Origin of the sequence: Eubacterium coprostanoligenes (assembly GCF_900167205.1) — a bacterium.
Classification (GTDB): domain Bacteria; phylum Bacillota; class Clostridia; order Oscillospirales; family Acutalibacteraceae; genus Eubacterium_R; species Eubacterium_R coprostanoligenes.
The window spans coordinates 68457-75078 of record NZ_FUWW01000010.1; the positions used below are offsets into that span (position 1 = coordinate 68457).

The 6622-nt window shown below is 39.2% G+C and carries 6 protein-coding genes; 5 read left to right on the top strand and 1 reads right to left on the bottom strand.

Going from position 1 to position 6622, the window contains the following annotated elements:
• The first annotated feature begins 4 nt into the window (after positions 1 to 4).
• The 4 genes from B5D29_RS05495 (at position 5) to B5D29_RS05510 (ending at position 3114) form a co-directional block, all read left to right on the top strand.
• Positions 5 to 940, top strand: coding sequence for an AEC family transporter (locus tag B5D29_RS05495; protein WP_159443408.1), 936 nt, complete (start codon positions 5 to 7; stop codon positions 938 to 940).
• A gap of 19 nt (positions 941 to 959) precedes the next feature.
• Positions 960 to 1943: a DNA polymerase III subunit gene (locus B5D29_RS05500; RefSeq protein ID WP_159443409.1), complete on the top strand. Its 984-nt coding sequence runs from the start codon at positions 960 to 962 to the stop codon at positions 1941 to 1943.
• Between the two features lie 25 nt (positions 1944 to 1968).
• Complete coding sequence (locus tag B5D29_RS05505; RefSeq protein ID WP_078768579.1) at positions 1969 to 2790, top strand: PSP1 domain-containing protein; 822 nt, start codon at positions 1969 to 1971, stop codon at positions 2788 to 2790.
• Between the two features lie 153 nt (positions 2791 to 2943).
• On the top strand, positions 2944 to 3114 hold the full coding sequence (locus tag B5D29_RS05510) for a DUF362 domain-containing protein (RefSeq protein WP_078768580.1): 171 nt from the start codon (positions 2944 to 2946) through the stop codon (positions 3112 to 3114).
• A 78-nt stretch (positions 3115 to 3192) separates the two neighbouring features.
• Here the strand turns inward: B5D29_RS05510 and B5D29_RS05515 are convergent, their stop codons facing one another.
• Complete coding sequence (locus B5D29_RS05515; protein WP_078768581.1) at positions 3193 to 4560, bottom strand: O-antigen ligase family protein; 1368 nt, start codon at positions 4558 to 4560, stop codon at positions 3193 to 3195.
• 202 nt (positions 4561 to 4762) lie between these two features.
• Between B5D29_RS05515 and B5D29_RS05520 the strand changes: the two genes are divergently transcribed.
• Entirely contained in the window at positions 4763 to 6616 is a 1854-nt protein-coding gene (locus B5D29_RS05520; protein WP_159443410.1) for a peptidylprolyl isomerase, read from the top strand.
• Positions 6617 to 6622: the final 6 nt, after the last annotated feature.

The window sequence follows — 6622 nt, forward strand, 5'->3', positions numbered from 1 at the left end:
TTTATTGGCTGGATTTTTGGACAACTTGCAAACAGTTGCCGTTCAGGTTGTTATTTTATATTTGATTGCCGGTGTCGGCTTTGTTGCGGATAAAACAAAAATATTTGTCCGAGCAGACGCAACCAAGCTTGTTGATTTGCTTTTCAATATGATATTGCCGGTTGCAATCATCAATTCGTTTCTCTCTATGGAGCGAACAAAAGAGCATATTGTGGGACTTGCGGTCTCCTTTTTGCTTGCTTTTTTAACTCATTTTCTCGGTATGGGAATTGCCGAACTTTGCTTTAAAAAGCGTAGCTTGCTTGAACGAGGCATATATAGCTATGCAATGGTGTTTTCAAATGCCGCATTTTTGGCGTTGCCGCTTGCTCAAAGTGTTGCAGGCGAGGAGGGCATTTTCTATTCCTCTTGCTATGTTGCGGTTTTCAATATTCTTGCGTTCACTTACGGTATCAGGGAAATATCGGGAAGAAAAGCAAAAATAAGCATAAAGCATGTTTTTCTTAATCCCGGCTCTATCAGCGTGTTGATTGCTATTCCGCTGTTCTTGTTGCAGGTTAGATTGCCTGAATTTTTGATGGATACTGTTGCAAGGGTAGGTGCTTGCAATTCACCTATGGCAATGATTGTTTTCGGAACATTCTTTGCAAATTGCAATTTCAAAAATATTTTTGCAAAAAAAGAAGTTTATTTGGTTTCGCTTGTCAGACTTATTGTCATTCCGGTTACTATGCTATTTGTATTCAAACTCATCGGAATAAAGGGCAATATGCTCACGGCACTTACAATTTCGGCTTCTGCACCGGTTGCCACAAACACAGCAATGTATGCCGCCAAGTACGACAACGACACCGCACTTTCGTCCGAACTTGTGGGGCAGACAAGCATTTTGTCAGTCATCACAATGCCGATTATTGTTGCATTGGCACAAATTATTTGATTTTAAAGGAGGGTTTGTCTTGAATTTTGAAGATTTTGTTGGAAATGAAAAGGTCAAGGAACAGCTCTCTTTTCTCCAAGCGTCAGGCAGATTGCCTCACGCAATAGTTGTTGAGGGTGATGAGGGGCTCGGCAAGCGAACTTTTGCTCGAGAGATTGCACTTAACTTGCTTTGCAAGGGCGAAAATAAGCCTTGCAGAAATTGTCCACAGTGCTCAAAGGTGCTCAAAGGCGTTCACCCCGATTTATACGAATACAGTGCAACAGGCGGTGCAAGGTCGTTTCATGTTGATGTTGTTCGTGATGTAAAAGAAAATGTTTATATGCAACCCAATGAGGCTGACTATAAAATATATATTTTGGGTAATTGTCAATGTATGAACGAGAGTGCACAAAATGCTCTGCTCAAGGTTCTTGAAGAACCGCCGAAGTATGCAATGTTCATTTTGACTGTTACCAATAAATCCGCTTTGCTCGAAACTGTGCTTTCCCGAAGCGTAGTTCTCACTCTTGAGGGTGTCAATGAGGTGCAGGGTGCAAAGTATATTTGCTCAAAGGACGAAACGGCTGATTATGACGAAGCACTTAAGGCGTGCACCGTTTGGGGCGGTAATATAGGCAAGGCTATTGAAAGCCTTGGCGACAGCAAACTTTCAAAAATCAGCGGTATTGCCGTTGATGTGTGCAATGCTTTAACGAGTAATGATGAATATTCGTTGCTCAAGGTTTGCTCGGTTTTTGATAGGGATAGGGAAACTCTTGTGTCAACCTTGACTTTGCTCAAAACCGTGTTCAGAGATGCAATGGTTTATTCGAACGGTTCGGATGTTCTGTCCGGGCAGAGAGAAACTGTTGCCAAACTTGCAACAAGCTTCAGCAGAAAGAAGCTGATGAATTTGATTTTGGCTTGTGAAAATCTGCTTGATTTAACGCTGAAAAACGGCAATAATGCAATTCTCATCACAAAGACTTGCTATGATTTTCGCCGTGCAATAGGAAGATAATAATCTTGAATGGAGATATACATATATGATTAAAGTTGTTGGTGTTCGCTTTAAGGACACAGGAAAAACATATTATTTTGACCCGCAGGGAATAGATGTCAAAGCAGGCGATGTGGTTATTGTTGAAACTGCTCGTGGCATCGAAAACGGCATGGCGGCATCAGGCATAAAAGAAGTTCCGGATGACGAAATCGTGCCTCCGCTTAAACCTGTAAAAAGAGTTGCCACCAAAAAAGACCTTGCTCAAATCGAAAAAAACAAAGCTGCCGAAAAAGAGGCATATGTTGTTTGCTTGAAGAAGATTGAGGAGCACAAACTCGAAATGAATCTCACCGAGGTTGAGTATACATTCGACAATTCAAAGATTGTCTTTTACTTCACCGCAGAGGGCAGAGTAGACTTCAGAGAGCTTGTAAAGGACCTTTCTTCAACTTTCCACACTCGCATTGAACTTCGCCAAATCGGTGTTCGTGACGAGGCAAAAATGGTTGGCGGACTCGGTGTTTGCGGCAGACCTTTCTGTTGTTCAACATTCCTCAATGATTTTCATTCTGTTTCAATCAAAATGGTCAAGGATCAGGGACTTTCTCTTTCTCCGACAAAAATCAGCGGTTGCTGCGGCAGACTTATGTGCTGTTTGAAATATGAACAGAATTCATATGAGTATTTGAACAAAATCACCCCTCGTGTCGGCTCAACGGTTGAATGGGGTCGCAACAACAGAGGCAAGGTTGTTGACGCTGCTGTTCTCACCGGCAATCTCAAGGTTATGCCTGACGATGCTCCTGAAGGTTCGATTCCTGTTTCACTTACCCGTGATGAGGTGAAACTTGTAAAAAATAAGTAAATATGTTAATATTAAACATATTATTCAATGTATATTTTTAAACATTTGATTAATTTATACCAAAAAACTATTGCTTTTTTCATCTTGTAATGATATATTAAAGTCAATAGAATTTGGAAAATTGCTATTAATCTAATTAGGAGGTATTATATAATGGCTTACGCAATTTCAGACGAATGCATTTCATGTGGTGCATGTGCAGCTGAATGCCCTGTTTCTGCTATTTCAGAGGGTGACAGCAAGTATGTTATCGACGCTGATGCTTGCATCGAATGTGGTGCATGTGCAGGTGTTTGCCCTGTAGGTGCTCCGGCACAAGCATAATGTGGGATTAATGTTTAAATATTAAACACAAAAACGCAGAGCCTTTTGTAGGTTCTGCGTTTTTTATGTTTGTTTATTTTATTTTGTGATTAATTCTTTTTCTTGCTGTTCTTCTTCGTCCGTGATGTAGTCCTGTGCGGAAAAATCCTCAAACATATTCACTTCATCATCCGATAGCTGAATTGTGCCCTCTGCCATTCGTAGGGTGGCCTCCGCAAATCCTAAAAACAAGAAGAATACCATCATTTCCTTTGGCGATTGCAATGTGTGTTCATAAAGCGACATTGTAATGAATCCGATAATTGATGATGTATAAAGCACGGCATACGGTCTGTATGCGTTGTTTTTGAGATAGAATAGTTTGAAAAGATTTTTTGCAAAAACAACAATGATTGCTATTACTAAGACAACTCCGATTATACCGCCCTCGGTCGCAATTTCAAGGAACAAATTGTGTGCGTGTGAACGGTTGATGCCGATTCTTTGAATGATCTCTTGGTGGATGTTCTCCGTTCCTGCACCCATTCCGATTATAGGGTGTTCGGTGAATAGGTCGGCACACACTCTCCAAATTGCAAGCCTGTTGTTGTTCGATGCCAAAAATTCGTTGCCCGATGAATTGTTCTTGTATCGTAATGATATGGTGAGCGGAATTCCGATTGCAAGCACAAACATAAACGGCAATAACTTTTTGAATATTTTTCTACTGCTGATGAGCAAGGTCACAATTGACAATGCTATTGCAATGTATGCTCCTCTCGATTCAGTGCAAAGTATTCCCAAAAGCGAAAAAGCAAAACAAACTCTGCTTAATTTTCTGTGCTTCGAATGTTTGAAATATACCGATGAAAATGCACAAAACGGAGTTGTGATAATCAAAAATGTTGCCAAAATCAGTGGATTGTCAAATGTTGCTGCCGCTCTTGACGGATATTGGCTGTTGATAATTTCAAACGGGAACAGGCTGAATACCCAATCGTTTAATTGATAATACAGCGGATTGGAAATCGTAAAGTTGAATCCGTCAACATATTTTGTCAGGTTATAGGTTGCAAATTCAAGTGTTGCAATAAGTCCCATAACTCCTGATGAGATGTTGAGTGCAAAGATTGCATTTTTCAGCTTATCCTTTGTGTTGATGATGTTTGCCGATTCTATGTAGAACAAAAAGCATCCCATCCACAAAAGTCCGATAAGAGAGGACAAAAGATGTGTTCCGCTCCAAATCCCCGACATAATCATATAGCACATATATGCCATAAAGGCTTTGCCTAAATTTCCGATTTTTGCATTTCTGCCTGTTTTTTTAAAATGCCTTAAAAATGGAATATAAAAGAAAAAAACAAACAGCGGAGCGATATACTCCGGCAGGATAAACGAAACCCCAATGATTGTAAGCAACCATGTGAATATCTTTTTATCCTCTTTCATAACTGTAACAGTCATATTGTCACCTTAACAAATTGTCAAAAAATGTTGAAATCTATTTCTGCAAAGATAATAACATATAAGTTATATTAATGCAAGATGAATTTATTAACATTCACTTTACATTATATTTATAATTAATAAATAATATAACTATTGCAAAAGTTTGTAAAGTGTTGTATAATTTATGCGTATTTATTATATTTATAGGAGTGATTTTGTGGACGAAAAGGATTTTGAAAAGCAAAATGAAAATCTCAATTCATCTGAAGAAAAAGATGAAAAGGTTGTAGCTCCTGCCGAAGAAATACAAGAGGCACCAAATGCCGAGGCAGACGCTACTTATGAAGAAAACGACAATTGGCAGTTTGATGGCGAGGCTCATACCCTCAATAGCAATGTGATTGAAAACGATGTGTTTGAAATTCATATTCCTGAATCTAACCCGTACGAAACTGCCGAAAGACCAAAAAAGGTTTCTGAACCTCAACAACAGGAAGCTCCTGCAAAGGCAAAAGGCATCAAGGGCGACAAACTTCAGTTTGTACTTATCTCTATGGTTTTGGCTGTTGTAATTGCCGTGCTTGCTGTTTTGGGCACATTCTATTACACAAAGCCTAACACTGATGAGAGAATGAATCCGGGCAATGTTGCACTTAAGGTTAATGATACACCGGTTTCAATCGGTATGTATAACTATTATTACAGCTGTATCTCTCAGAACTATATCTCATATGCAAGCTCTGGATATTATGACCTTGACACCACAAAGTCGTATGATGTTCAAACCACTACAAACAGCGACGGCAAGGAAGTTTCTTGGTCACAGCTTTTCAAGGATGAAACAATCAAGCAGATTCAGTACATCACTACTTATTATGAAAAGGCTATGGCAGAGGGTGTAACCCTTTCGGCAAGCCAAGAAAAATCCGTGAAGTCAACTCTTGAAACTCTTAAGGATACTGCAACAAGCAGTAATGTTTCTGTTGATAAGTATATTTCTGACACTTATGGTGATTATTGTGGCTATGCAACTATCGAAAAGATGCTCAAGCAGTGCTACATTGCAGAGAATTATTATCAAAAACTTTCTGTAAGCAAAAAGTTCACAGACAAAGAAATTCAAAAATATTTTAAAGAAAATAAGAACGAATACGAAAATGTAACTTTTGCTTATCTTCAAGTTCCGTACGAAAATGATGACGCAACCGCTACAATGGAAAAGTGCCAAAAGTATGTCAAGAAGATTAAGTCTGAAGACGATATGAAAAAGCTCATTCCGGTTGCATGCAAGGATATGATTGACAACTATGTTCAGCAGGGCTATGCTCAGGATGCCGAATCTTGTGCAGAACTTTTGAGCGCAAATATTGAAGTTTCAATCACAGCAAAAGAAACAGGAATTGTTGAAGAAGCCGTAAATTGGCTGTTTGATGACGGCACAAAGGTTGGCGATGTAAACGCATTTGACGATTCAAAAAATAAGGTTGTTTATATATTCTATAAGGTTAGCGAACCGCAGACAGACAACGAAGAAGTTTACTCTGTTCGTCACATTCTCATTATGCCTGACGGTGTGGACACATCTTCTTCCGATATTAATCTTACAGATGAACAACTGGCAGAAGCAAGAAAGAAAGCCCAAAAAATTCTTGACAAGTTTAATGCCGGCGGTAAGACAGAACTTGAATTTGCAAAACTTGCCGAAAAGTATTCAAAGGACACACAATCTACTTCAAGCGGTACATCAGGCATTTATGGCGGACTTTGTGGTGGCGTTCAGCAGGGAACAATGGTTAAAAGCTTCAATGATTGGTCAATGGATGATTCAAGAAAATACGGCGACACCGGAATAGTTGATTCAAAATACGGTTGCCACATTATGTTCTTTATCAGCAAGCAACCAAAGTATCTTTATGATTGCGAATCCGACCTTAAAGAAAAGACCGAAAAGGAATTTACCTATAATTCAAAGGTTAAAGAATATAAGGGTGCAATGAAGAAAGTAAAGGTTGCAAAGCCTGATATTTCAAGCAATACCAATACTTCGGGAAGCAGTTCTTCGGCTGAATAAAAAATA

Bases quoted from the DNA above. Each gene is read 5' to 3' on its own strand.
- B5D29_RS05510 (WP_078768580.1), top strand. From the start codon at position 2,944: ATGGCTTACGCAATTTCAGACGAATGCATTTCATGTGGTGCATGTGCA.
- B5D29_RS05505 (WP_078768579.1), top strand. From the start codon at position 1,969: ATGATTAAAGTTGTTGGTGTTCGCTTTAAGGACACAGGAAAAACATAT.
- B5D29_RS05515 (WP_078768581.1), bottom strand. From the start codon at position 4,560: ATGACTGTTACAGTTATGAAAGAGGATAAAAAGATATTCACATGGTTG.